The following is a 21,867-nucleotide window of genomic DNA, read 5'->3' on the forward strand; positions in this document are numbered from 1 at the left end:
CGCCGGAGTTGCCTTAGACGTAGTTCAGGCTGATGAGCAGCGCCTTAAGCTGGGCGTACTGGTCTGTTGCCATCCAGGCCTTTGCGGCGGCCCGGGTCGGGAACGCGGGGTCGTTGAAAAGAACACTCGTGGTGAGCCCGCCGTTCCCCGTGGCCAGGAGCCCGCAGCTTGAGGTGACGCCTTTGCCCTGCTCCAGGTATCGAGGGTCGCGGAGACCCATTCCGTAAAAATCGCGGGTCGAAGAGGATTCCACGGCGAACCCAAAAACGGGTTTAGTGCCGCCCGGTGCGGTCATTCCCGGAGTCTGCACCTTATCGAACACTTCGCGGGAGGTGGGCGCAGTTGCGCAACCAGTTGTAAAGCCATTTTGTAGTGAAAGCAGATCGTTGCCGGCGCCATCGGAAACGATCGCTTCAACGCCGGGGACGGTTCGGGCAGGCGGGAGGACCGTTCGCACGGTCCAGGTCGACGGATACGTGAAGGAAATGTGGCCATCCGGGAAAGTGAACGTCTTCCGCGCAGGTGCTGCAGGCTTCGCTGACGGGGCAGGCGCCGCAACCGGGGGTGCCGCGCTGGCGGTCGGGGCCACCGGTGCTGGAGTGGCGGTTGGTGTGGCCGTCACGGTCGGCGCGGCCCCAGCCGTGGCCCCCGTGGTCGAGCGCGGAGCGGCAGCGGCAGGATCAGTTCCTGGCTGTGATGCACATCCGGCAAGGACGAGGCTGAGCGCGATGCCCGCCATTGTGACATGCGCGTAAAACCCGGTGCTGTTGAGACCCACTTTTTTGTTCCCCCAATATTGCGACGGCGGGGTGAATATCCCGCTCGAGACCTCAGTATCAGGTATGGGCCCGGAAGTTATTGTCAGGTCCGAAAGACGGTGCAGAACCGTTACCTTGGGCTGCCAGTTGGCCGCCAACCCGACCAACATTCACAGCCGATAATTCTTGGGCCGGTCGGGAGTTTCACTCCGGGGCGGAGACGAGTAAGGCCGGCCGGAACGATCTTTCGATCGCCCCGGGCCGGCCTCTGAACCGCGCATGATCTGCGCTCCCGCGGAAGGTAAGAGATTCGAACTCTTGGTACGGGGTCACCGCACACTGGTTTTCAAGACCAGCTCCATCGGCCGCTCGGACAACCTTCCCTAACGAGTAGTCTTTCATAGGCAGTCGGCTGCAACAAAAACCAAAAACACGGTGCGCTTGCGGACGCGTGCAGCTCCCCGCCATATTCTGGGGAGTGATGTTGATCGGACCTGGCGATCGCGGCGAACGTGCGCGGAGCCAGTTAGGAATCGGGAGTGCTCCATGAAGGCCGTCTATATCTCAGAGCCCGGCGGACCCGAGGTCCTCGAAGTCCGTGAGGTTCAGGCCCCGGTGGCCGGCCCCGGCGAGGTGCTGATCGACGTCGTGGCCGCGGGCCTTAACCGTGCCGATGTCCAGCAGCGCAAGGGCTTCTACCCGCCGCCCCCGGGCGCCTCGGAGGTCCCCGGGCTGGAGGTCTCCGGCCGGATCGCAGGGTTCGGTCCGGGCGTGACCAAGGCGTTTTCCGTGGGGGACAAGGTGGTGGCGCTGCTCGCCGGCGGCGGCTACGCCCAGCAGGTGGCCGTCCCCGCGGGTCAGGTCCTGAGGATCCCCGACGGCGTGGATCTGGTCACGGCGGCGTCGCTGCCCGAGGTCGCGGCGACGGTCTATTCCAACCTGATCATGACGGCGCAGCTGCAGCCGGGCGAAACTGTCCTCATCCACGGAGCCACAGGCGGTATCGGCACCATGGCCATCCAGCTGGCCAAGGCCGTTGGCGCCCGCGTGGCCACGACGGCCGGGAACGCGGAAAAAGTCGGCACCGCCAAGGCCTTCCTCGGGGCGGACATCGCCATCAACTACGCGGAGGAAAACTTCCCGGCGAGCCTGCGCGCGCAAAACGGCGGCAAAGGCGCGGACGTCATCCTCGACGTCGTCGGGGCCAAATACCTCGAGCAGAACATCGATGCGCTCGCCGACTACGGACGCCTCGTGGTGATCGGGCTGCAGGGCGGCGCGAAGGCGGAACTGGACCTTGGCCAGCTGCTGCAGAAACGGGCCGCCATCATCGCCACCGCACTGCGTCCCCGCCCGGTGGAGGAAAAGACAGTGATCATGAACGCCGTCCGCGACGCCGTGTGGCCGATGCTGACCGACGGCAGGATCCGGCCCCTCGTGGCCAAGAGCTTCCCGCTGGACCAAGTCGCCGCCGCACACACCTACTTCGACTCCGGCGACCACGTGGGCAAGGTCCTTCTAGTCATGTAACGGGGTGTGGAATCCGGCCTAAAACCGCAGGTCCGGGCCGACTTATTCCGTGCGGGGCATGCGCTGTTTTGCGGCAAAGACACCAAAGACGATAGCGTGGTTCCATACGCGGTATACACGCGTCTTGGGGCGCGTGTATGCTGTGTGATTTCGTGACTTAGCGATTCCGGGGGGCGCCATGTCTATACGTCACAGTCTCCTCGCCCTCTTGCAGGACCGCCCGCGCTACGGGTACCAGCTCAGGACCGAATTCGAGGACCGCACCGGGTCCTCCTGGCCGCTGAACATCGGACAGGTCTACACCACCCTGGACCGGCTGGAACGCGACGGGCTGGTCCGCAAAGACGGCGGCGACGGCGACGGGCACGTCATCTACAGCATCACCACGGCCGGCCGGACCGAAGTCGGCGCCTGGTTCACGGCCCCGGTATCCCGCGCGAATCCGCCCCGGAATGAACTGGCCATCAAGCTCGCCCTCGGCCTCACGATTCCCGGGACAGACGTCGGCGCCATCATCCAGGCCCAGCGGACGGTCTCCATCCGCGCGCTGCAGGACTACACCAAGTCCCGCCGCGACACGGCCGCGCTTCAGCGCCCGGCCGACACCGCCCGGCTCCTGGTGCTGGATTCCCTCATCTTCCAGACCGAAGCCGAGGTGCGCTGGCTGGACCTCTGCGAGGCCCGCCTCGTGCAGCTCAGCAACCTCCGGGCGTAGCCGGGCCGACCGCTCGTCGCGCAATCCACACCGCCGGGCGCAGGGCTGCGGCCGGGACCCGCCCGCATTGGTAGGGTGCCGGAGGGCAGTTCTGTACCGGTGGACTGCCCAGCTGGGTTTCTCAAGGAGGAGACATGGGCACAATGCCAGATGGCACACAACGCGAAAGCACAAACAACCTCACGCAGGGCAGCGCGCGTGGCACCGCGCAACTCGACGACGGGGTCGTTCCGGACCCGTCCCTCCCGCCGACGTCGGTGGATGAGTCGGTCCGCGACGCCGCGGACCGCGCCTGGACGCCCGCCAAGATCGCGCTGTGGGCGGCCATTGCGCTGCTGGGCGGGATCGCCTGGTTCATGCTCGCCATCATCCGCGGCGAGACCGTCAATGCCATCTGGTTTGTGTTCGCCTCCGTCTGCACCTACCTGATCGGCTACCGCTTCTACTCCAAGGTCATTGAGCGTTACCTGACCAAGCCCAACGACCGCCGTGCCACCCCGGCCGAATACAAGGCCGACGGCAAGGACTACGTCCGGACGGACCGCAACGTCCTCTTCGGCCACCACTTCGCCGCCATCGCCGGCGCCGGCCCACTGGTGGGCCCGGTCATCGCGGCCCAGATGGGCTACCTGCCCGGCACGATCTGGATCATCATCGGCGTCGTCCTTGCCGGCGCCGTCCAGGATTACCTCGTCCTGTTCTTCTCCATGCGCCGCGGGGGCCGGTCCCTGGGCCAGATGGCCCGCGAGGAACTCGGCGTCATCGGCGGCACGGCCGCCCTCATCGCAACCCTGCTCATCATGGTGATCATCGTCGCCATCCTCGCCCTGGTGGTCGTCAACGCCCTCGGCGAGAGCCCCTGGGGCGTCTTCTCGGTGGGCATGACCATCCCGATCGCCCTCTTCATGGGCGTGTACCTGCGCTTCATACGGCCGGGCAAGGTCATGGAGGTGTCCCTGATCGGTTTCGTGCTGCTCATGGCCGCCATCATCGGCGGCGGCGCCGTGGCGGGCACCGAATGGGGTGCCGCGTTCTTCCACCTGGACAAGGTCACCATCGCCTGGGGCCTCATCATCTACGGCTTCATCGCAGCCATCCTGCCCGTCTGGCTCCTCCTGGCCCCCCGCGACTACCTCTCCACGTTCATGAAGATCGGCGTGATTGTGATGCTGGCGCTGGCCATCATTGTGGTCCGCCCCGAAATCACCGTGCCTGCCTTCAGCGAGTTCGCCGGCCGGGACAACGGTCCGGTGTTCTCCGGCGCCCTGTTCCCGTTCCTTTTCGTCACGATCGCCTGCGGCGCGCTGTCCGGGTTCCACGCGCTGATCGCCTCCGGCACCACACCGAAGCTGATCGAGAAGGAGCGCCAGACGCGCCTGATCGGGTACGGCGGCATGCTCATGGAATCCTTCGTGGCCATCATGGCCCTCGTCGCCGCAATCTCCATTGACCGCGGCATCTACTTCGCCATGAACGCCCCCGCGGCGCTGACCGGCGGGACCGTCGAGACCGCGGCCGCGTGGGTCAACAGCCTGGGCCTGTCCGGCGTCAACATCACGGCCGGTGACCTCGCACAGACGGCCAAGGACGTGGGGGAGCAAAGCATCGTGTCACGTTCGGGCGGCGCGCCCACCCTCGCCGTCGGCCTTGCCCACATCATGCAGCAGTTCATCGGCGGCACCGCGATGATGGCCTTCTGGTACCACTTCGCCATCATGTTTGAGGCCCTCTTCATCCTCACGGCCGTCGACGCCGGCACCCGCGTTGCCCGCTTCATGCTCCAGGACTCGATCGGCAACTTCGTCCCGAAGTTCAAGGAACACTCCTGGCGCCCGGGCGCCTGGCTCTGCACCGCCATCATGGTGGCCGCCTGGGGCGCGGTCCTGCTGATGGGTGTCACCGACCCGCTGGGCGGCATCAACACCCTGTTCCCGCTGTTCGGGATCGCCAACCAACTGCTCGCGGCCATCGCCCTCTCGGTCTGTCTGGCCATTGCCGCCAAGCGCACCGCCCCGAAGTTCCTGTGGATCGTGGCGGCGCCGCTGGCGTTGGCCGCCGTCGTGACCATCACGGCGAGCTTCTACAAGATCTTCTCGCCCGTTCCGGCGGTGGGCTACTTCGCCAACAACGCAGCCTTCGCCAAGGCTCTGGCGGACGGCAAGACCTCCTTTGGGACCGCCAAGACCCAGGCCGCCATGGAGGCCGTGGTCCGCAACACGATGATCCAGGGATGGCTCTCGATCATCTTCGTGGTGCTGAGCATCGTCGTCATCATCACGGCAGTGATGGCAACCATCAAGGCCCTGCGGAACACCGCCGCGGGGCTGCCCAACGCCGAGCACGAAGACCCCGCACAGGCCTCCCGAGTCTTCGCCCCGGCAGGATTTGTCCCCACGGCGGCGGAGCGTGACCTCGTGGCCGAGTGGAACCAGCTCCCGGCCGGAGACCGGCTCGAAAAGTCCGGGCACCACTGATGCCGGGCCGGACGTGAACGCGGTCCTCGCGGGGTTCCGCGGGTTTGCCGGGTACCTCGGCCGTGTGCTGGGCGCCGATGCCTACAAGAAGTACCTGGAGCACCATGAGGCCTCCGGGCACACCAGCCTTCCCCTCACCGAGCGGGAGTTCTGGCGTGACCGGACCGACCGGCAGGACACCAACCCGCAGGGGCGGTGTTGTTGAGCCGGTGTTGCTGAGCGGCTGATGCTGGGCAGCTGGCCCGGCCGGGCCGGGGGAGGGCGGCGTGGGGCACAACGGTGTCCGACGCCGCCCCTCCGCTCCCGGCGGACGCCGGGTCCGGGCCGCCCGGCGCGTGAGAGTATGAAGCCATGAGCGATCAGCACGACACTCAGCCCAGCGCCCAAACTGCCGACGACGTGCCCGTCGAAGGCACACCCGTGGATGACGCCCTGCCCGGGACGCCCCTGGCGCCACCGGCTGCAGTGCCGCCCGGCCGCGCCGGTGGACCCGGTGCCGGGCCCAGGCCGCCCCGGGGCAGCGAACTTCAGGACCTCGTGGACCAGCCCGCCAAGGTCATGCGGATCGGCACGATGGTCAAGCAGTTGCTGGACGAGGTGAAGTCCGCGCCCCTGGACGACGCTGCCCGCGTCCGGCTGGCCGAAATCCACGACAGGTCCATCAAGGAACTCGAGGACGGCCTGGCCCCGGAGCTCGTTGAGGAGCTTGAACGGATCAACCTCCCCTTTCCGGAGAACGCAACCCCCTCCGACGCGGAACTGAGGATAGCCCAGGCCCAGCTGGTCGGCTGGCTTGAGGGGCTCTTCCACGGCATCCAGACGGCCATCGCGGCGCAGCACGCCGCCAGGGAGCACACCTACGCCCAAATGCAGCTGCGCCAGCTGCCGCCCGGAACCGTGATCGCGCCGGGCGTCATCATCGGGGAAAACGGCGAACCGGTCCGCGCCGCCGCGCCGCGTCACGGCGCGGAGTCCCCCGAGCCGCCCGAACCCGCGGACCCGGACCATGGCCCGGGCCAGTACCTTTAGCGCGACCTTGGGCTTCTTCAGCGCAGCACGGCAAGGCCGCAGGGACGACGCAGAACTTGGCAAGGGGCTCTGGCGGCGCGCCCACGACCGGTTCAACCGCGGGCTTGACCGCTACCACCAGGTCCTCGAGGGGGTCGAAGACGAGGCCCTGTACGGCGAGCTCGTCGAGATCGCCAATCAGCTCTCCGCGCTCGCGCCCCGGGTCCGGCAGGTCTGCGTGGAGGCCCAGCGGCGCTTTCCCAGCAATGGATTGGACATCCCGGGGCCGCTGGCAGGGGTCCACCGCGCCCTGTCGACGGCGGGCAACTCCCTGGCCATGACGGCTGAGGCGGCCGCGATGCTCCGGCTTGCCGTGGGTCCGGTCCCGGCGGGCGCCGCGTCGGTGCGGCGGCGCGCCGATTCCGTGCTGGAACAGGTCCACGACGCCGAGCGGCGGCTTGCGGAAGCCGACGGCGGCGGCCCGACGCCAGCCTGAGCCGCTACGCGAATTAGTCTCTTGCACAGGCCCGCCCCGGCATGGCTGGGTTTCCCGACATTCCCTTAATTTCCCGGGTATTCCCGGTTACGCGCCTAGCTTAGCGGCGCCCTGTCGCTGGCCGGAGGGCGCCGAAGTTGGCAGGATACTTATATGACTTTTTCACCGGAACTGACTTTCAATGACGGCAACACCATCCCCCAGCTTGGCTACGGCGTGTGGCAGGTTGAAGATGACGTGGCCGAAAAGGTGGTTGTCCAGGCGTTCGAGGCCGGCTTCCGCCACATCGACACGGCAAAGATCTACGGCAACGAAGCAGGCGTAGGCCGCGCCATCGAGCGTTCCGGCCTCAAGCCCGAGGAAATTTTCATCACCACCAAGCTGTGGAACGCGGACCAGGGCTACGAGTCCACCCTGAAGGCGTTCGAGGAATCCATGGAGCGGCTCGGCCTCGAGACCCTGGACCTGTACCTGATCCACTGGATGCAGCCCAAGCAGGACAAATACGTTGACACATGGAAGGCCCTCATCGAGCTCCAGAAGCAGGGCCGGGTCAAGACCATCGGCGTCTCCAACTTCACCAAGGAGGGCCTGCAGCGCCTGATCGATGAAACCGGCGTTGTTCCGGCCATCAACCAGGTCGAACTGCACCCGTTCTTCAGCCAGGCCGACCTGCGCGAGTTCAACGCGTCCAAGGGCATCCTCACCCAGGCATGGTCGCCGCTGGGCCAGGGCGGCGAGCTCCTCGAGAGCCCCGTCATTGCCCAGATTGCCGCCAAGCACGGCGCCACCCCGGCCCAGGTTGTCATCTCCTGGCACCTGGCCATCGGCAACGTGGTCATTCCGAAGTCGGTGACCGAGTCCCGGATCCGCGAGAACTACGCTGCCCTGGACGTCAGCCTCGACGAGACCGACATCCAGGCCATCAACGGGCTGGACCGTTCCGCCGAAGATGCCGGCCGGATCGGACCGGATCCGGCCGTCTCCGACTTCGCCTAAGCACCTCCCGTGACGCCGGCAGCCAGCCGGCGTTCGCACAGGGCCTTCACCCCGCACGGGGTGGAGGCCCTTCGGGCGTCCCGAAAGTCTCCGGAGTCAGGCGGCGGCCCGGCGCTCTTTCGCCGGAATTGCATCGACCACGGCCCAGCCGTCTTCGCCCGCAACGCAGCGGCTGGCGAAGCGGTCTGCGGAGGCAGCGTCATCGAAGCTCTCGGTGCGGATCCGGCCGCAGTCGGTGTCCAGGTAGGTGACCACGAAATGCAGTGCGCCATCCTGTGCGTCGTTGAAATCCGCCTCAAAATCTGACTCGATATCATGGCGGAAACCCTGCTGGAAATTCTGGTTGTTCTCCATGATTCCAGTGTGCGACTGACCACCGACACTAAGACTTCACTCCTCCGGCGTGTTGCCGAGCCGCAGCACCCGTTCCCGCGCCAGGACTTCCTTGCGGCGCTGCCGGTCGGCGGCCCGTGCCGTCTGCTGCGCCAGAGCCGACGCCAGCTCGTGATCCTTCCGGGCCGTTTTGAGCCCGGCTTCTGCCGCGTCCAGACGCCGCCTGAGCTCGCGCACCTCGTCGGCCAGCCGGCTGGTTTCCGCCGTCGCCTCCGCCAGCTCCGCGGCCGCGCGGCCTGCCTCCTCGTCGGCTTCCGCGGCGGCCACTTCGGCCGCCTCCAGGGCGGTCCGCGCCCGTTCCACTGCCGACGGCGTGGGCGTCATCCGTGCCGTCCCGACGGCCCGGAGGCGGGGCTGTTCCGTTGTCGGCTTTCCACCGGCAGTTCCGCCGCGCTGTGCGGTCCGGTCCGCCGGTTCTGTCCCGCCGGCGGCGGTCGCTGGTGCTGACCGGTGGACGCTGGCCGTTCCAGGCGCGGTTCCAGGCGCGGCTCCAGTGCCGGGCACCGACGCCGCATGGCTCCCCGGGACAGCCACTGCGCCGGCGAGGTCGACGACGTCGACCCCGTCCGCCGAGAGCGCCCGGAGCAGACAGCCGCTTTGCACGGCGGCGGCGGCCCCGGGATCGGCGGTGGCGGCCCGCAGGGTCTGTTCCACTTCCGTCGCGACGGCGGCACTGATGGCCCGTCCGTGCCGGGCCGCCAAGGCCTGCGCCGCCTTCACCGTGCTGGCGAGGAGCTGGCGCCGCTGCTGGGCGAGGCGACGGAGGTCCGCTGCATCCAAGGCATCCTGTGCGGCCTGCATCGACGTCCCCAGTGCAGCCAGCTCCCGCAGGATTTCGGGGCTGTGCGCCGCCAGCATGTTCACCGCCCACGCCGCGACCGACGGCTTGGGCAGGGCACGGACTGCGGCCGCCAGGGCACGCTGCTCGGCGGCGGTGACACCCGCGGAACTGACGTCTTTGGCCGCCGCCGTTCTAGCAGCCACGAACTCCCCGTAGGGCAATGCATAGAGCGGCCCGGCAATGCCCGCTAGTTCCCGCGATCCCATGCAAGAATCATAGGAGTCTGGCCCCGCCGCGAGTTCGCTGCCCCGTTATCAGACCCGGTGCCGTCACGTTCTGGAGGAGATTTCACTTGATCGAAATTGGTGGGCTCCCGGCCCATGTCCTGCTCGTCCACGCCGTAGTGGTATTAGCGCCCATTGCAGGTCTTGGCGCCATCGTTTATGCCGTGGCACGGCGCTGGTGGGGCTACCTGGCGTGGCCCCTGGGCGTGTTGTCACTGGGGCTGGTGCCAGTAACACTCCTGACCGCGCAGGCAGGCGAGCAGCTGGAGAAAGTCCGTCCGGCGTCGGCGGTGGTCCACGAGCACGCCCAGGAAGGTGACGTACTCAAAGTGCTTTCCGTGATCTTCTTCGTCCTGGTGGCGGCAATGTTGATGGTCACCTACGAGCCCTTTGGCCGGCGCCTGGCGTTCCTTGGCGGCCTTCGGAGCAACCGGATTGTCCGGGGAGCCGTCCTGATTGCCGGCGCCCTCGCGGGGGCCTTCTTCATTTACCAGAGCATCATCACGGGACATTCCGGCGCGGCCTCGGTCTGGGCGCGCTAAGTCAGCCCATCCGCGGGCCCTTGGCCAGGTGATGCGTGCCGGGCCCGGTGCAGCGTGACGAGCAGCAGGACAAGGGCCGTTGCCTGCAGTGCGGCCACGGCAGCGATGAGCGCCGGCCGTGCGCCGTAAAGTGACCCGTACAGGGCGCCGCCGGCCAAGGCTCCGGCGCCCTCGAACGCCGCGAACACCCCGTACGCCGTGCCCTGCCGGGGTTGGGGCACCAAATCGGCGACCAGCGCCTTGACTGTGGAGTCCTGGATGCCGGTGGCGGCACCCCAGACCAGGACGCCGGCGAGCACGAGCCCGGCGCTCGGCGCCAGGGCCAGTACGGGCACCCCCATAATCAGCACGGGCAGCGCCAGGAGCACGGCCGCCCCGGCGCGGTCGTAAAGGACGCCACTGGCGAGGGCCCCGACGGCGGCGGCCCCCATGGCGCCGGCGTACAGCAGCGGAACCACCGAGACGGGGACGGCCACGTCCGCCGTCAGGTGATAGGAGATGACGCCGAAGGCGACGAGTCCGGCGCTCCAGAAGAACCCGGCAAACGCGAACAAGGTGAAGACGCTGGAGAGCGCCGACGGCTGCCGCCCGGCGGGTTTCCCGCGGGGCGGCTCCGGCAAGCCGGAGGGGTCGGCCACGGGCCTGTCCTCGCCGGGATCCCGGACGCGGCGGCGCAGCCAAACGAGAATCGCCAGCGCCGCCGCCGCCGGAATGATGAGCACCGCAAAGGCTGCCGGCAGTGAGCCGGTGGCAACCAGCACCGCCGAGACGAGTAGCGGGCCCAGGAGCGCCCCGGCCAGATCGAGGGACTTGTGGACGGCGAAGCCGCGGCCCCGGCCAACCGGCCCGGCGACGGCGGCGAGCAGCACGGTTTTCGCCGGGCTGCGGACGGCTTTGCCTACCCTGTCCCCGATGATGAGCACGGCTGCCAGGGCCATCCCGGCGGTCCCGGCGAACGGCGTCAACGCCAGCAGCGGGATGCACACCGCAGTCAGCACATAGCCGGCCATCGTGAAAGTCCAGTACTTCCCGGTGCGGTCCGCCCAGGGGCCGAACACCAGCCGGAGTCCCTGGGACGCGGCTTCCGCGGCGCCGGTCACGAGGCCGACGAACAGCGCGGACGCACCGAGCTGGGCCAGCAGGGGACCGCCGAGCGGGCGGGCGCCGTCGGACACCATGTCCGCGGCGAGGCTGACCAGGCCGAAGCCGACAACCGGGCCCCACAGCCGGTGCCGCCACTTCCCGGTTTGGCTGCCGGACCGCGACGGCGGGTATTGCTGGCCGGCTGGCATCCTGCGCCCGGGCCGTTCCATTTCCTAAGGCTGACGGACGGCCCGGAAAAAGACAATACGCAGGTCAGGGGCCGGTCGCCGCGTCGAGGCGCAGAAGGAAATATTGGCCAAAGGGGTTCTTTCTGGGCGGGACCGTCACCTCAACGCCGTCGCCGACTGCCACGCCGTCGCTCACGGCCACGGCCACGGCGACGCCGACCGTCACGCCGACGCCGTCGCCCACCCCTACATCGGGCGCGCCGATCAGCGCGGTCTGGAACCTCGGCAGTTCATGGACCGGCGGCTACGTGGCCAATATCGAGGTCACTGGCCTCCGGGCGGCGGCCGGTTGGAGCGTGAGCTGGCCCGATCCGAACGTCACCCGGGTGGCCAACTCCTGGGGCATCAGCTGCACGGTGCTCCCCAAGGTGTCGGTGACCTGCAGCGGCTCGGACTGGGCCACGAAGGTCGCCGCCGGCCAGAAACTGTCCGTAGGCCTGCAGGTGGATTCGCTGAAGGCTCCCGTCAACCCGGTGCTCACCCTGAAGTAGCCGGCCGCGCAAGGGCGCCCTCACCGCGCAACGTATTGACGAGAAGCAGCTAGGAGCCGCGGCCACAGCCTCACGTGAGCGACTCCATGCTCCGGCCTGCGCGGGCACGGAACGGGGTGCGGGTAATCTGGTCATTTTCGCCGCACTCATGATTGGCATGAACATCTCCCGCTCCGCCGCCACCAAGTCCCTGACCGTCCTTGCCGGCCTGCTTCTCGCAGGCTCCCTCGCCGGCTGTGATGCCGCAGCCCACGTTGGCGCCAAAATCGCAGACGCCGTACACAGCGCGGCCGCATCCCAGGCTCCCGGTCCCGGTGCCGGTGCCGGTGCCGGTGCCGGTGCCGCGCACCCGGGCGAGGCCGCCGCGGCCGTAGCCCAGCTGGCGTCCATCCCGGTGAAGGGCAAGGCCCCAAAGACCGGGTACAGCCGTGGGCAGTTCGGTCCCGCCTGGTCCGATGTAGACCACAACGGCTGCGACACGCGCAACGACATGCTCCGCCGTGACCTCACCGACGTGACGACCAAGCCGGGGACCAGGGATTGCGTCATCGCCTCCGGCAAGCTTGCCGACAAGTACACCGGCAAGACCATCACCTTCACCCGTGGTGAGAACTCGGCCGACGTCCAGATCGACCACATTATTCCCCTGTCGCTGGCCTGGCAGACCGGCGCCCAGCAGATCAGCGCCGGCCAGCGCCTCCAGCTCGCCAACGATCCGCTGAACCTGATGTCCGCCGACGGCCCCGCGAACCAGCAGAAGTCAGACTCCTCGGCCGATGCTTGGCTGCCGGCCAACAAGGCGTTCCGGTGCGAATACGTCGCCCGCCAGACTGCTGTGAAGGCCAAGTACAAGCTCTGGATGACCCCTCCCGAGCACGACGCCATCGCCGGGATTCTCGCCACCTGCAAATAGCGGCACCGCATCCCTGAGGGGTACCTTCGTCGGAGCCGCCTAAACCGCGCCCAAATCTCCGTCTCGTCGAATAGCTTCCGGCCCTGAGGACGGCACACCAAGGTGTCGGCCCTTTCTGCTCCCTGACCTGCGGAAACATTCCGGGATGCCATAGTGCCCACGGGACGAAAACGCCGGTAGCATGACAGCCGGGGGCCCGCTGGGGCGCCCGGTATTGGGGGAACCATGGCACAACCGCGCCGGCTACTCGGCAGCAGTCCCAGCTCCGTCATCGCGGGCCGTCACCGCCTCGAGGTCCATAACGCGCAACGCCGCGGTGCCGAGCGTGCCCAGGCCCATGTCCTGCCCCCGCCGAGCCAGGCGCCACACTTCAGCGATTCCGCCGCGGCCGACGTCCCCTGACCCTCCCGGATCCACCCGGCACACCAGTGAAGGAGCATCACATGTCAGATCCGCATTATTCTCAGCAAGGCACCGGCCGGCAGAGGTGGCCCAGCGAGCAGCCCCGGCAGAACCCGGGGTGGGCGCCGAACCCGTACGCCGCTGCGGCGTACCCGGCTCACGGATCCGGGCCCGTGCCACTCTGGGCACCGCTCTACGGCGCTTCCCTGCCAGAGGCCGCGTCGCGGTTCTTCAAGAAGTACGGGACGTTCTCCGGCCGCGCCAGCCGGAGCGAATACTGGTGGTGGATGCTCGTCTCCGGTCTCGTCTCGATCGTCTTGAACGTCATCATGCTTGCCGGTGGGGCGGCCGGCGCAAAACTGGGCCCCAACGGCGCCAGCGTCCCCGGCCCCGCCTATATGATCGGGCTCATCCTGGCAGCCGTCTGGTTCCTGGCAGTCATTGTCCCGTCCTTGGCCCTGACGGTCCGTCGACTCCACGACTCGAACTTCAGCGGCTGGATGTACCTCATCGTCCTCATCCCGTTTATCGGCGGCATCATTCTCCTCGTCTTCACGCTGCTGGAATCAAAACCCGAGGGCCAGCGGTTCGACGTCCCCGCATAAGCATCCGGGTCGCACCCACTGACCCCGCGCGAACTACAAGAAGGCCCTGCCGCCCCTGAGGGCTGCGGGGCCTTCTTCTGGGTCGGGGTTCCTGGCCCGATGCGGCCCCGTCCGGACCCGTCCCGCCGCAACCAATAAAAAACCCCGTATCCCCGTTGAGTCAACGGTGATACGGGGTTCTTCCCGAGCTTCCTGCCAGAATCGAACTGGCGACCTTCTCATTACGAGTGAGACGCTCTACCAACTGAGCTAAGGAAGCAACCACATGAATGCCCTGTGAACCGGGCGGATCATGCAAGAGACAACTGTAATAGAGTCCCGGCGTCCGGGTCAAAATGAGCGACCGAAGCCGCCATGCGGCCCCGTCGCGGACCTAGCAGACGGTGTTGTCCGCCGGGGCCTTTCCGTCCACCAGGTAGTCATCGACCGCGTTGCCGATGCAGCTGTTGGAACGGCCGTACGCCGTGTGGCCCTCACCCTTCCAGGTCAGCAGCGAGGCGTTCCCAAGCTGCTTGCGCAGGGAACTGGCCCATTGCACGGGCGTAGCCGGGTCGCCGGTGGTTCCAACTACGACAATCGGGGCCGAGCCCTTGTAATCGACCGGGGCAGGGGTCCGGACGTTCTTGTACGGCCAGTCCTTGCAGTTGCTGCCGCCATAGGCGAAGTAGTAGCCCAGCGTGGGCGACAGCTGGCGCAGCTTCTGGTCCTCGGCCCGCATGGACGCGGTGTCGGACACCATCGGGTAGTCCAGGCAGTTGATGGCGTTGAAGGCGAAGGTGCTGTTTGACGTGTAGGTGCCGCTGGGATCGCGGTCGGCGCCGAAGTCGGCCAGCTGCAACATGCCCGTGCCGTCGCCGGCCAGGGCGGTGGCGAGCGCCCGGGTGAGGATCGGCCAGTTGTCATTGTTGTAGAGCGGGATGATGAGGCCGCTGACAAACGTGGAGCCCGAGACCTTCCGGCCGTCCTTCGCCGGCAGCGGGTTCGCCTCGGCCGCGCTGATGGCGTTGCGGATCTGCTGGACACCTTCCTCGGTGCTTCCCGCGAGGGGGCATCCGGACGTCTGCTGGCACTTGGCGACATAGGCGTGGAGGGCCTTTTCGAAGGCCACGGCCTGGTCGCGGGTCAGTTCCTCGTTGCTCAGCGATGGGTCAAGGGCGCCGTCGAGGACCAACCGGCCCACGTTGTCCGGAAACTGCGATGCGTAGGTGGCGCCGAGGAGCGTCCCGTAGGAGTAACCGAGGTAGTTCAGCTTGGAGTCGTTGGCCACCCCGCGCAGGATGTCGAGGTCCTTCGCGGCGCTGACGGTGTCGATATGGGCCAGCACCGGCCCGGTTTTCTCCACGCACTTGGCAGCGATGGCCTTGTTGTCGGCCAGGGCCTCGTCTAGTCCGGCGTCGGTGTCCAGGGCGTAGGTCTTGGCGCGGGACGCGTCGCGTTCCTTGTCCGTGAGGCACGTGACCGGGGCGGAGCGCTTCACGCCGCGGGGGTCGAAGCCCACGATGTCGTAGGCGGACCGGACTTTGTCCGAAATATTGGTGTTGGCCGCATCCCTGACGAAGTCGTACCCCGAGCCGCCCGGGCCGCCCGGATTGACCATCAGGGTGCCCTTCTTGTCGCCTGTCGTGGCGAGCTTGATGGCGGCAAGCTCGATGCGTTCGCCGTCGGGCTTGCTGTAGTCCAGCGGAACCTTGATTTTGGCGCACTGGAAGTTGCCTTCACACGGTTTCCAGTCGACCTGCTGGGAGTAGTAGCTGCGCAGCTCGGCCGGCGCGGCCGCCACGATTGACGGGTCCGCCTGCCCCGCCGCCCCCGATGCCGGCGCACTGGACCCGTTGCCGCCCCCGCCGCCGAAGAGGGTGCACGAGGCCAGCGTGAGGGCCAGGGCCACGGCGCCGACGGCCCGCATGCCGATCGCCAGGGATCTGGATCTTGCGGACTGGGGTCGAGCAGGCTTCATGCGGTTCTCCTTGGAGGCTAGGAACGAAAGCGAAGATGATCGTTGGAGCGGCCGGAACCGTCAAATAAGGCTGGAAGCCATGGACTCGATCGTCAGCAGCGGGGCCACGTTGGTTGTGGTGATCCGCGTGCGGGCCTTGTTGATGGCGTCCATTCGGGCAAGGGTCACTTCGGCGGTGGAACGGGAGGCGAAGTCTTCGAGTTCGCTTCTGAGTTCAACGTTGACGAGTTCCACTGCGTTCCCCATCTGGATGATCAGGACATCCCGGTAAAAGGACAACAGGTCCGTCAGGGTGCGGTCAAGGGAGTCGGTGACGGAACGCTTGGCGCGGCGCTTCTGGTCGTCCTCGAGCTGCTTGACCTGGCTCCGCATGGCTGGCGGCAGCGTGCCGCTTTCGGGTGCCCCGAGAGTGGCCAGAAGCGCCGTCTTCTCGGCGGCGTCGCGCTCGTCGTTGGAGCTGTTGGCTTCCTCGGTGGCGATCTTGACCAGTTTCTCGGCCATCATGACCGCCGCCGTGACGCCGCGAAGGGACAGCGGAAACCGCACCGTCTCGAGCCGGCGCTCCCGGGCCTCCGGGTCCCGGGCCAGGCGGCGGGCGATCCCGACGTGGCTCTGCGCCGCGCGGGCGGCGCGCTCGGCGACCGCCGGGTCCACGCCGTCGCGCTTCACCAGCAGTGCAGCGACGGCGGCAGCCGGCGGAAGCCGCAGCGCCACCGGCCGGCAGCGGGAGCGGATGGTCACCAGGACATCGGCGGGGGAGGGGGCGCAGAGCATCCAGACGGTGCGGGGCGTGGGTTCCTCGATGGCCTTGAGCAGCACGTTGGTGGTCCGCTCGGCCATCCGGTCCGCGTCCTCCACCACGATGATCCGCCACCGGCCCGACGAGGGCCGGTTCCCGGCGGTGGACACGAGCTCACGCGCCTCGTCGATGGTGATGGTGACCTTCTCCGTGCGCACGAACGAGACGTCGGAATGGGTTTCGCCGAGGATGGTCAGGCACGCCGGGCATTCGCCGCAGCCGCGCAGGCTGACGTCCTCCTGGTCGCAGTTCAGGGCCGCGGCGAACGCCTTCGCGGCGTTGGAACGGCCGGAGCCGGGCGGTCCGGTGAAAAGCCACGCGTGCGTGAGCCCTTCGTTCTGGGCCGCCTGGCGCAACTGGGCCACGACGGCGTCCTGGCCCTGGAGGTCGTCCCAGACCGTCATGCTGTGCTGCTTTGGGTGACGGCCAGCAGGGATTCGACGCGCTCGAGGATCCGGGCAGCGAGTTCGGCGACCGGCAGCCGGGCGGGCAACACCAGATACGCCTCGGGCCGGGCCGAGGCGAGGTCCAGGAAGGCCGCCCGGATCTTGGCATGGAATTCGTCGGCCTCGGACTCGAGGCGGTCTTCGGCGGCCTCGCCGGCGGTGCGCCGCTGCCGGCCAACGGCGGGCTCGACGTCGAGGAGTACCGTCAGGTCCGGCTGCAGGTCCGATGTGGCCCAGGCATTGATGTCCCGGACCGCCTGCGTTCCGAGGCCTCGGCCGGCGCCCTGGTACGCGACCGAGGAATCGATGTACCGGTCGGTAAGGACGATTTCGCCGCGTTCCAGGGCGGGGCGGATGACCTGGCTCGCGTGCGCCGCCCGGGATGCCGCGAAAATCAGGGCCTCGGTATGGGCATCGATGTGGCCGTGGCCGTGATCCAGCACGAGGGACCGCAGCTTCTCGCCGATCGCCGTGCCGCCCGGTTCCCGGGTCCGCAGCACGGTAAAACCATCCGATTCCAGGGCTTTGGCGAGTTCAGCCGCCTGCGTGGACTTGCCGGCGCCGTCTCCGCCCTCGAAGGCAATAAACAGTCCGGGCAACAGGCCGGTCAACTTTCGGCCGGACGCTCCGGGGCTCTGGGTAGTCACCGTTCAAGAGTACCGACAATCCCCGACACTCCAGTCTGCGGATAGTCTGCGGCGTAACGGCTTGGGTACCCTGCCGGGCGCCCACGTACCCTGTCCTCATGAGTCTTACTGAAGAACAGGCCGCCACGCTTTCGCCGGATTCCCTGGTCGTCGCGGCAGGGCGCCCGCCGCGCACCCGCGACGAACCGGTCAACCCGCCGCTGGTGCTGTCCTCGACCTACTTCGGCACGGGACCGCTGGGCGACGGCGACCGCGGCTACGGCCGGTATTCCAACCCCACGTGGGACCCCTTTGAAGAGGCGCTGGGCCAGTTGGAGGGCTCGGAACTGCCGGGCCTGCTCTACGCCTCGGGACTCGCCGCCGTGAGTTCGGCCCTGTCCCTGGTGCCCGCCCAGGGCGTGCTCGTCATGCCGTCGCACAGCTATGCGGGGTCGGTCACCATGGCCACCGAACTGGCGGCCAAAGGGTTCCTCGAGCTGCGGACGGTGGATATCGCGGACACCGACGCTGTACTTGCGGCGCTTGCCCCGGCCGGCGGGCGCGCCGCCAGCATGCTCTGGCTGGAGAGCCCCACGAACCCCATGCTCGGGGTCGCGGACATGCGGGCCCTGACCGCCGCCGCGCACGAGGCCGGCGCCATCGTCGTCACGGACAACACCTTTTCCACGCCCTTGGTGCAGCAGCCCCTGAGCCTGGGCTCCGACGTCGTGCTGCATTCGGTGACCAAGTACCTCTCCGGCCACTCCGACGTCGTACTCGGTGCCCTGGTGACGTCCGACGCCGGTCTCCGCGCCGCCCTGCTGCACCACCGCACCATCCACGGCGGAATCGCCGGACCATTCGAGGCATGGCTGGCGCTGCGCGGGCTCCGCACCCTGGCGCTGCGGATCGAGCGTTCGCAGGCGTCGGCCCAAATCCTGGCCGAGCGGCTCGACGGTCATCCGAAGGTGGCCGGCGTCCGCTTCCCCGGGCTGGCCTCGGACCCCGGCCACGCGCGGGCCAAGGAGCAGATGAAGGGTTTCGGTTCCGTCCTGTGCATCGAGGTGGCACCGGTGGGTGGGCAGGGCAGGGGCCTCAGCGGCGCGGACGCCGCGGACCGCATGATCCGCGCCCTGCAGCTTTGGCTCCCCGCGACCTCGCTGGGTGGGGTGGAATCCCTGATCGAACGCCGGCGCCGGCACGCCGCCGAGCCGGAGAGCGTGCCGGACAACCTGGTCCGGATGAGCGTGGGCATTGAGAACGTGGAAGACCTTTGGGCCGATTTGGAGCAGGCATTGGGCACTCTGGACGGCTAGGCTGGGGGAGTGGACGGACGCATACTCATTTACTTTGTCGAATCCGGGGTTTACCTGGTCCTGGCTGTCGTGGCCTTTGTCCTTGAGGCATGGGCGTTTTTCGATTGCCTCCGGCACAAGGCCAACGCGTTCGAGGCCGTATCGAAGCGGACCAAGACCTTCTGGCTGGCCCTGACCGGCGGCGCGTTCGCCGTGGGACTGTTTTCCCTGCTCTCGCAGCTGGGCAGCGGTGGCGGCGCCAGTTCGCTCGGGATTTTCGGCCTTGCAGCGGTGACGGCCGCGTCCGTGTACCTCGCCGACGTCCGCCCCGCCGTCAAGGACGCCGGCCGCGGCCGCGGCAGCAACATGGGCCCCTACGGCCCCTGGTGACCACCGGCGGCACCTAAGCTCCCGGGGCCACGGCTTCCCAGCCGACCGTCACTTCGCCCAGCCGCCAGCGGGACGGGCCGTCCTGGATCGGCCAGCCGGCGTCGAGCAGTGCGCGGCACATCGCCCCGAAGCGCTGCCGGTTTCCGAAGGCCGCCAGCGGCGCCGCTTCCAGCCAGGCCTGGTCCATCGCCTGTAGGTAGGCGTGGATCTTCTCGCCGGGCACGTTGCGGTGGATCAGGGCCTTCGGCAGCCTTTCGGCAACGTCGGAGGGCAGCACGAAGGCACCGAACCGCATGGACAGGCTCAGGCTCAGCGGCCGCTCGACGTCCAGCGCCACCCAGGCGGCGCGCCGCCCAATTTCATCGCACGTGCCGTCGATGAACAGCCCGCCCGGGGCCAGCCGGTCCTGCACCAGCCGCCAGATGCCCGCCACGTCGGCTTCCTCGTACTGCCGCAGCACGTTGAAGGCGCGGACCAGCACGGGCTCTCCGGTCATGGGCAGTTCGAAGCCGCCCAGCTGGAACCTTAGGCCGGGCCGTTCAAGGGCTTGGGCCTGCCGGACGCGCTCCGGTTCGATTTCGATCCCCACCATTTGTACGTCCCCGCGGACCGCGGCGAGGCGTTCGAAGAGTTCGACGGCGGTGGCCGGTGAGGCGCCGTACCCGAGGTCGACGGCGAGAGGATGGGCCGCGGTCCGCAGCCGCCATGCCTGGGGCCCGGTCAGCCAGCGGTCCACGCGGCGCATCCGGTTGGGGTTCGTGATTCCGCGGGTCACGTTACCCACGGGCCTGCCGCCGCGCGCGCTGCCCCTCGTTCCGCCCTTGTTCCGGGGGGCCAGCACCCGTTCAGCCTTCTGCACCACCGCCCAAGCCTATCCTCCAACGCGGGGTCACCTCATTTCCGTGGTGGCCGCTGGACGGGCCGGGAGCGACCCCGCGTTGCCCTGAAGCGGGCGGTGAAGCAGGAGGTGAGGCACGCTCTGAAGCGCGCGCGGTGTAACGCTCGGCACCGCCGCCAACCGCTCGGCTAGGATGAAAACCATGACTTACAAGCTGATTCTGCTGCGCCACGGCCACAGCGACTGGAATGCCAAGAACCTGTTCACCGGCTGGGTGGACGTTGACCTTAATGACCAGGGCCGTGCCGAGGCGGTGCGCGGCGGCGAGCTGCTCGTGGAGAACAACATCCTCCCCGACATCCTCTACACCTCGCGGTTGAAGCGGGCCATCAACACGGCCAACATGGCCCTGGAAAAAGCCGACCGCGGCTGGATCGACGTCAAGCGCGACTGGCGGCTCAACGAGCGCCACTACGGCGCGCTGCAGGGCAAGGACAAGGCCCAGACCCTCGCCGAATTCGGCGAGGAGCAGTTCATGCTGTGGCGCCGGTCCTACGACACCCCGCCGCCGCCCCTGGCTGACGATTCCGAGTTCTCCCAGGTGGGGGACCCGCGCTACGCGGACCTCGGCGACGCCATCCCGCGCACCGAATGCCTCAAGGATGTCCTGATCCGGCTCATGCCGTACTGGGAATCAGACATCAAGGAAGACCTCAGGGCCGGTAAGACCGTCCTGGTCACCGCCCACGGAAACTCGCTCCGCGCCCTCGTCAAGCACCTTGACGGGATCAGCGACGAGGACATCGCCAGCCTGAACATCCCCACCGGCATCCCGCTGGTCTACGAACTGGATGAGGACTTCAAGCCGCTGAACCCGGGCGGCACCTACCTCGATCCCGAGGCCGCCGCCGAGGCCATCAAGGCCGTCGCCAACCAGGGCAAGAAGTAACCGGCCCCCGCCCGGCCAGGCACTAAGCAAGGCACAGAGCACAAACGACGGCGTCCGGCCACCCCCAAGGTGACCGGACGCCGTCGTTCGTTCAGCGCGGTGCTATCAGCGCCGTTGTACCGGCGCCGTTGTAACTGCGGTTGAGTCAGCCGCAGTCGGCCGGAGTCAGTTGTGCTCGATCGTGCTCGGCTGCCACGCGCCCGTCACCAGGTACGTGACCTTCTGGGCCACGGAGACGCCGTGATCCGCGAAGCGCTCGAAGTAGCGGCTGGCCAGGGCAACGTCCACCGTGGTGGCCGGCGACTCCTGCCAGTCGCTGCGGGCGATCGCCTGGAAAACGCTCAGGTGAAGGTCGTTGACGGCGCCATTGGCCTTCATGATCTCCCGGGCCACGCCGAGGTCGCGGGTTGCCAGCAGCTCCGTGAGCTTCTGGGCGATCAGCAGGTCCTGTTCCGCGAAAGCCTTGAAGGTCTCCCGCAGCTGGTCCGGGACCACTGACGCCGGATAGCGCAGACGCGCCAGCTGGGCCAGGTGCCGGGCGAGGTCGCCCATGCGTTCGAGCGAGGCGCTCATCCGGAGCGAACCAACCAGCATGCGCAGATCGCTCGCCACCGGGCCCTGGAGGGCGAGGATGTCGATGGCCCGCTCGTCGAGGCTGTTCTGCAGGAAGTCGATGCGGGCATCGGCGGCAATCACGTCCTCGGCGAGGTCGATATCGGCGCCCTGGAAAGCTGTCGTGGCCTTATCGATGGCCTCTGTGACCAGCGCTGAGATCTCGACGAGCTGTTCCCTTACCTGGGCGAGCTCCTCCTGAAAAACCTTACGCACGTGTGCGTCCTTTCCTC

The 21,867-nt window shown here is 67.9% G+C and carries 25 protein-coding genes and 2 tRNA genes; 15 read left to right on the forward strand and 12 right to left on the reverse strand.

The window, feature by feature from the left end:
• Nucleotides 1-13 precede the first annotated feature (13 nt).
• Together ARTB_RS18665 and ARTB_RS18670 are read right to left on the reverse strand one after the other, a co-directional pair.
• On the reverse strand, nt 14-295 hold the full coding sequence (locus ARTB_RS18665; protein WP_243181837.1) for a hypothetical protein: 282 nt from the start codon (nt 293-295) through the stop codon (nt 14-16).
• Between the two features lie 758 nt (nt 296-1,053).
• Nucleotides 1,054-1,141 (reverse strand) — tRNA-Ser (locus ARTB_RS18670).
• 163 nt (nt 1,142-1,304) lie between these two features.
• Here ARTB_RS18670 and ARTB_RS18675 point away from each other — a divergent pair.
• From ARTB_RS18675 to ARTB_RS18705, 7 genes are all read left to right on the forward strand, one after another.
• Complete coding sequence (locus ARTB_RS18675; protein WP_028276366.1) at nt 1,305-2,288, forward strand: NAD(P)H-quinone oxidoreductase; 984 nt, start codon at nt 1,305-1,307, stop codon at nt 2,286-2,288.
• Nucleotides 2,289-2,466: 178 nt separating this feature from the next.
• A complete protein-coding gene (locus ARTB_RS18680) occupies nt 2,467-3,003 on the forward strand; it encodes a PadR family transcriptional regulator (protein ID WP_243181838.1) in 537 nt (178 codons plus the stop codon).
• A gap of 134 nt (nt 3,004-3,137) precedes the next feature.
• Nucleotides 3,138-5,477 carry a carbon starvation CstA family protein gene (locus ARTB_RS18685; protein ID WP_243181839.1) on the forward strand — a complete coding sequence of 780 codons (2,340 nt, stop codon included), beginning with the start codon at nt 3,138-3,140 and terminating at the stop codon, nt 5,475-5,477.
• Nucleotides 5,478-5,490: 13 nt separating this feature from the next.
• Nucleotides 5,491-5,682, forward strand: coding sequence for a YbdD/YjiX family protein (locus ARTB_RS18690; RefSeq protein ID WP_243181840.1), 192 nt, complete (start codon nt 5,491-5,493; stop codon nt 5,680-5,682).
• Nucleotides 5,683-5,828: 146 nt separating this feature from the next.
• Complete coding sequence (locus ARTB_RS18695; protein WP_243181841.1) at nt 5,829-6,506, forward strand: bacterial proteasome activator family protein; 678 nt, start codon at nt 5,829-5,831, stop codon at nt 6,504-6,506.
• A 7-nt stretch (nt 6,507-6,513) separates the two neighbouring features.
• Nucleotides 6,514-6,981, forward strand: a complete 468-nt coding sequence (locus tag ARTB_RS18700; protein ID WP_243181865.1) for a hypothetical protein — start codon at nt 6,514-6,516, stop codon at nt 6,979-6,981.
• 153 nt (nt 6,982-7,134) lie between these two features.
• Nucleotides 7,135-7,980 (forward strand): aldo/keto reductase, encoded by an 846-nt coding sequence (locus ARTB_RS18705; protein WP_243181842.1) that lies wholly within the window; start codon nt 7,135-7,137, stop codon nt 7,978-7,980.
• Between the two features lie 96 nt (nt 7,981-8,076).
• Here the strand turns inward: ARTB_RS18705 and ARTB_RS18710 are convergent, their stop codons facing one another.
• Together ARTB_RS18710 and ARTB_RS18715 are read right to left on the reverse strand one after the other, a co-directional pair.
• Nucleotides 8,077-8,334, reverse strand: coding sequence for a hypothetical protein (locus ARTB_RS18710; protein WP_279294440.1), 258 nt, complete (start codon nt 8,332-8,334; stop codon nt 8,077-8,079).
• 36 nt (nt 8,335-8,370) lie between these two features.
• Nucleotides 8,371-9,420 (reverse strand): hypothetical protein, encoded by a 1,050-nt coding sequence (locus ARTB_RS18715; protein WP_243181843.1) that lies wholly within the window; start codon nt 9,418-9,420, stop codon nt 8,371-8,373.
• Between the two features lie 86 nt (nt 9,421-9,506).
• On the opposite strand from ARTB_RS18715, the gene ARTB_RS18720 reads away from it, so the two are divergent.
• On the forward strand, nt 9,507-9,980 hold the full coding sequence (locus ARTB_RS18720; protein WP_243181844.1) for a DUF2231 domain-containing protein: 474 nt from the start codon (nt 9,507-9,509) through the stop codon (nt 9,978-9,980).
• On the opposite strand, the gene ARTB_RS18725 is transcribed toward ARTB_RS18720, so the two are convergent.
• Both ARTB_RS18725 and ARTB_RS21795 read right to left on the reverse strand, forming a co-directional pair.
• Complete coding sequence (locus tag ARTB_RS18725; RefSeq protein WP_243181845.1) at nt 9,977-11,293, reverse strand: MFS transporter; 1,317 nt, start codon at nt 11,291-11,293, stop codon at nt 9,977-9,979. The two genes, ARTB_RS18720 and ARTB_RS18725, sit on opposite strands and share 4 nt — an antisense overlap.
• Nucleotides 11,294-11,336: 43 nt before the next feature.
• Nucleotides 11,337-11,495 (reverse strand): hypothetical protein, encoded by a 159-nt coding sequence (locus ARTB_RS21795; protein ID WP_243181846.1) that lies wholly within the window; start codon nt 11,493-11,495, stop codon nt 11,337-11,339.
• A 19-nt stretch (nt 11,496-11,514) separates the two neighbouring features.
• Here ARTB_RS21795 and ARTB_RS21650 point away from each other — a divergent pair, with 19 nt between their 5' ends.
• The 4 genes from ARTB_RS21650 (at nt 11,515) to ARTB_RS18750 (ending at nt 13,722) form a co-directional block, all read left to right on the forward strand.
• Entirely contained in the window at nt 11,515-11,802 is a 288-nt protein-coding gene (locus ARTB_RS21650) for a cellulose binding domain-containing protein (RefSeq protein WP_308197256.1), read from the forward strand.
• A gap of 157 nt (nt 11,803-11,959) precedes the next feature.
• Complete coding sequence (locus ARTB_RS18740; RefSeq protein ID WP_439954150.1) at nt 11,960-12,715, forward strand: HNH endonuclease family protein; 756 nt, start codon at nt 11,960-11,962, stop codon at nt 12,713-12,715.
• 225 nt (nt 12,716-12,940) lie between these two features.
• Nucleotides 12,941-13,117, forward strand: a complete 177-nt coding sequence (locus ARTB_RS18745; RefSeq protein ID WP_243181849.1) for a hypothetical protein — start codon at nt 12,941-12,943, stop codon at nt 13,115-13,117.
• A 173-nt stretch (nt 13,118-13,290) separates the two neighbouring features.
• Nucleotides 13,291-13,722: a DUF805 domain-containing protein gene (locus ARTB_RS18750; protein WP_043435689.1), complete on the forward strand. Its 432-nt coding sequence runs from the start codon at nt 13,291-13,293 to the stop codon at nt 13,720-13,722.
• Between the two features lie 186 nt (nt 13,723-13,908).
• Here the strand turns inward: ARTB_RS18750 and ARTB_RS18755 are convergent.
• The 4 genes from ARTB_RS18755 to tmk form a co-directional block, all read right to left on the reverse strand.
• Nucleotides 13,909-13,981, reverse strand: a tRNA-Thr gene (locus ARTB_RS18755).
• A gap of 114 nt (nt 13,982-14,095) precedes the next feature.
• On the reverse strand, nt 14,096-15,679 hold the full coding sequence (locus ARTB_RS18760; RefSeq protein WP_243181850.1) for an alpha/beta hydrolase: 1,584 nt from the start codon (nt 15,677-15,679) through the stop codon (nt 14,096-14,098).
• Nucleotides 15,680-15,739: 60 nt separating this feature from the next.
• Nucleotides 15,740-16,882, reverse strand: a complete 1,143-nt coding sequence (locus ARTB_RS18765) for a DNA polymerase III subunit delta' (RefSeq protein WP_243181851.1) — start codon at nt 16,880-16,882, stop codon at nt 15,740-15,742.
• The gene (gene tmk, locus ARTB_RS18770; RefSeq protein WP_028276354.1) at nt 16,879-17,535 is read right to left on the reverse strand and encodes a dTMP kinase; all 657 of its coding nucleotides are present in this window, start codon (nt 17,533-17,535) and stop codon (nt 16,879-16,881) included. The genes ARTB_RS18765 and tmk overlap by 4 nt, the downstream gene beginning before the upstream one ends.
• Before the next feature lie 134 nt (nt 17,536-17,669).
• On the opposite strand from tmk, the gene ARTB_RS18775 reads away from it, so the two are divergent.
• Nucleotides 17,670-18,866 (forward strand): trans-sulfuration enzyme family protein, encoded by a 1,197-nt coding sequence (locus tag ARTB_RS18775; protein ID WP_243181852.1) that lies wholly within the window; start codon nt 17,670-17,672, stop codon nt 18,864-18,866.
• A 9-nt stretch (nt 18,867-18,875) separates the two neighbouring features.
• On the forward strand, nt 18,876-19,235 hold the full coding sequence (locus ARTB_RS18780; RefSeq protein ID WP_028276353.1) for a DUF2516 family protein: 360 nt from the start codon (nt 18,876-18,878) through the stop codon (nt 19,233-19,235).
• Between the two features lie 13 nt (nt 19,236-19,248).
• Here ARTB_RS18780 and ARTB_RS18785 read toward each other — a convergent pair whose 3' ends face one another.
• Nucleotides 19,249-20,097, reverse strand: a complete 849-nt coding sequence (locus tag ARTB_RS18785) for a class I SAM-dependent methyltransferase (protein ID WP_243181853.1) — start codon at nt 20,095-20,097, stop codon at nt 19,249-19,251.
• 178 nt (nt 20,098-20,275) lie between these two features.
• Between ARTB_RS18785 and ARTB_RS18790 the strand changes: the two genes are divergently transcribed.
• Nucleotides 20,276-21,022, forward strand: coding sequence for a phosphoglyceromutase (locus ARTB_RS18790; protein WP_243181854.1), 747 nt, complete (start codon nt 20,276-20,278; stop codon nt 21,020-21,022).
• 165 nt (nt 21,023-21,187) lie between these two features.
• Here ARTB_RS18790 and phoU read toward each other — a convergent pair whose 3' ends face one another.
• Entirely contained in the window at nt 21,188-21,850 is a 663-nt protein-coding gene (phoU, locus tag ARTB_RS18795; RefSeq protein ID WP_079552056.1) for a phosphate signaling complex protein PhoU, read from the reverse strand.
• Nucleotides 21,851-21,867 lie beyond the last annotated feature (17 nt).

This window comes from Arthrobacter humicola (assembly GCF_022803015.1).
GTDB classification, from domain to species: domain Bacteria; phylum Actinomycetota; class Actinomycetes; order Actinomycetales; family Micrococcaceae; genus Arthrobacter; species Arthrobacter humicola_A.

Coding starts and splice junctions, on each gene's coding strand:
- ARTB_RS18665 (WP_243181837.1), bottom strand. CDS start 295: ATGACCGCACCGGGCGGCACTAAACCCGTTTTTGGGTTCGCCGTGGAA.
- ARTB_RS18675 (WP_028276366.1), top strand. CDS start 1,305: ATGAAGGCCGTCTATATCTCAGAGCCCGGCGGACCCGAGGTCCTCGAA.
- ARTB_RS18680 (WP_243181838.1), top strand. CDS start 2,467: ATGTCTATACGTCACAGTCTCCTCGCCCTCTTGCAGGACCGCCCGCGC.
- ARTB_RS18685 (WP_243181839.1), top strand. CDS start 3,138: ATGGGCACAATGCCAGATGGCACACAACGCGAAAGCACAAACAACCTC.
- ARTB_RS18695 (WP_243181841.1), top strand. CDS start 5,829: ATGAGCGATCAGCACGACACTCAGCCCAGCGCCCAAACTGCCGACGAC.
- ARTB_RS18705 (WP_243181842.1), top strand. CDS start 7,135: ATGACTTTTTCACCGGAACTGACTTTCAATGACGGCAACACCATCCCC.
- ARTB_RS18710 (WP_279294440.1), bottom strand. CDS start 8,334: ATGGAGAACAACCAGAATTTCCAGCAGGGTTTCCGCCATGATATCGAG.
- ARTB_RS18715 (WP_243181843.1), bottom strand. CDS start 9,420: ATGGGATCGCGGGAACTAGCGGGCATTGCCGGGCCGCTCTATGCATTG.
- ARTB_RS18725 (WP_243181845.1), bottom strand. CDS start 11,293: ATGGAACGGCCCGGGCGCAGGATGCCAGCCGGCCAGCAATACCCGCCG.
- ARTB_RS18740 (WP_439954150.1), top strand. CDS start 11,960: ATGAACATCTCCCGCTCCGCCGCCACCAAGTCCCTGACCGTCCTTGCC.
- ARTB_RS18745 (WP_243181849.1), top strand. CDS start 12,941: ATGGCACAACCGCGCCGGCTACTCGGCAGCAGTCCCAGCTCCGTCATC.
- ARTB_RS18760 (WP_243181850.1), bottom strand. CDS start 15,679: ATGAAGCCTGCTCGACCCCAGTCCGCAAGATCCAGATCCCTGGCGATC.
- ARTB_RS18765 (WP_243181851.1), bottom strand. CDS start 16,882: ATGACGGTCTGGGACGACCTCCAGGGCCAGGACGCCGTCGTGGCCCAG.
- ARTB_RS18775 (WP_243181852.1), top strand. CDS start 17,670: ATGAGTCTTACTGAAGAACAGGCCGCCACGCTTTCGCCGGATTCCCTG.
- ARTB_RS18790 (WP_243181854.1), top strand. CDS start 20,276: ATGACTTACAAGCTGATTCTGCTGCGCCACGGCCACAGCGACTGGAAT.